The sequence below is a fragment of the Roseateles sp. FW301-B2 genome (assembly GCF_058788955.1).
Genome location: NZ_JBYTBE010000070.1, coordinates 1 through 1,685, shown reverse-complemented (window position 1 = coordinate 1,685; position 1,685 = coordinate 1). Strand labels below are relative to the sequence as shown.

Genomic DNA, 1,685 nt, shown 5'->3' with positions numbered 1-1,685 from the left:
CAAACAGCAACTCCGCCAAGACCTGCAACCCGCCGTCTTCTAGGAATTACTGTCTCGATAAACCCGAGCAGGTCAGTTGCACTTGACGGCGTTTGAGCCCGATGAGGCATGTGTTGCACGCTCTGCACGCCGCGCAGCCGGGGTCAAGTCTCCCATTTCTCATGCTTGCCAGTTGCGAATCGAATGGGGAGGAGGAACGTCGCCTTCTTGGGAAGAAATGCAACATGGGAGACCTGATCCTCTGGCCCGACCCTCTGGCCCTGTGAGCGGCATTTGCGCGGGGGCAAAATTCAATAGCCTATTAACGTTTGAGATAACCGGCGCGGAACAGCTTCGTGCCGGTAGGGCCAGAATGAAATGACGGCCCGGACGGCGGCAAGCTGTGTAGCGTCCGGTTGAGCGAGGGGTTAGGCATCACTTCGCACTCTTTGCGATGTCGTACTTGGCGCGGGTTTTTTCAAAGAACGCCTCGTTCACCTCGAACTGCGCGACTATCCAATCGACGAACTGCTGCGAGTAGCGTGGCGATGCGAAGTTCTGGGTGTAGCAGAAGCTGATCTGCTTCTGTACCTCGTACACGCGTCGGATGCAAACGATATCGTGCATGTTGATTGTTCGCTTGCCACCGAGCCGCACGTTCACCTCTTTGACGACCTCCTTCTGCCGATGTGGATGCGTTTGATCTAGAGGCACGGCATAGTACGCAGGGGCTTCCGGATCGCTCGTTAGCTGCATTGGCAAGCTGCCGGATGGTCCAGTTGGTGAGCCTTCTGGCGGAAGTACGGCAAATCGCGAGCCAGCCGGCGCTTCAACTACCTTAACGATCCCGTCCAGCCAAGACCGGCGTGTGAGCTCAAGCTCTCGGTCGAGGAAGCGCCTGAGGTCTTCCGTTGTGCCCGGCTCACTCTTGGTGCCATGGCGGAAATACACGGTACCCAGGGCAAATGCAGTCTTCTTCTTTCCGTCAGGCAGTTCGGTTTCGCCAACCCGCGCAAAAACGATCGGCACACGTGCCGGAGGAATGCGAACGGCGCAGACCTCCTGCCCAGCCCTCTGCGTCTCGATAAGCTCCACACCGAACAAGTGCTGGCCGAAGTATTTATGCAGGCGGTTGGCGAGGTCCGCAGGATCGACCGCGAGGAGCGAAGTCACGTCTTGAGCGGAAGGTGTTCCGTCGTCGTTAACGCCAACGAGGATGTATCCGCCGCCGGAATTCGCGAACGCCGCAACATCCTTGATCAGCTCAAGCCAGTCCCGATTCGAGGACGGGTCGAAGCTGGCCTTGAAGTCAACGTCGTCGCGTTCGTTGTTTAGACCAAGCGCGATTAGCAGGGCGTCGTCTGCGGACATGGCGGTTGTGTGATGCCTAACTATGTTGCAGGTGGATCGTTAGCGATTCTTGCCTAACATTTGAACATGCGTCCCTACCGCCTCGCCACCAGCGCTGAGCGCCACGCTCGCGCGGAACGGCGGCTTGGCCGCACAGGGGACGATGGGTTTGAGCACCCGCAGCTTGTTCGAGAGGATCACTGGCAGCCTTTCGACTGGACCTTCGCTTGTGGCGGTATCTCCTGGTCCTTGCATTTCGAGCCCAATCCCAGAGACCTGAGGCAGTGGCGCGTGTTCAGGGACGGTCAGCCTTGGATGTGCGCCGGGCTCAGGCTTGCCCCCGCATCCACCCCAGC

1 protein-coding gene is annotated in these 1,685 nt (G+C 58.8%); it reads right to left on the bottom strand.

Annotated elements, in window-relative coordinates:
• Window positions 1-414: 414 nt before the first annotated feature.
• Window positions 415-1,350, bottom strand: coding sequence for an RNA-binding domain-containing protein (locus tag AC3WQY_RS24540; RefSeq protein ID WP_285235408.1), 936 nt, complete (start codon window positions 1,348-1,350; stop codon window positions 415-417).
• Between the last annotated feature and the right edge of the window lie 335 nt (window positions 1,351-1,685).

Coding starts and splice junctions, on each gene's coding strand:
- AC3WQY_RS24540 (WP_285235408.1), bottom strand. CDS start 1,350: ATGTCCGCAGACGACGCCCTGCTAATCGCGCTTGGTCTAAACAACGAA.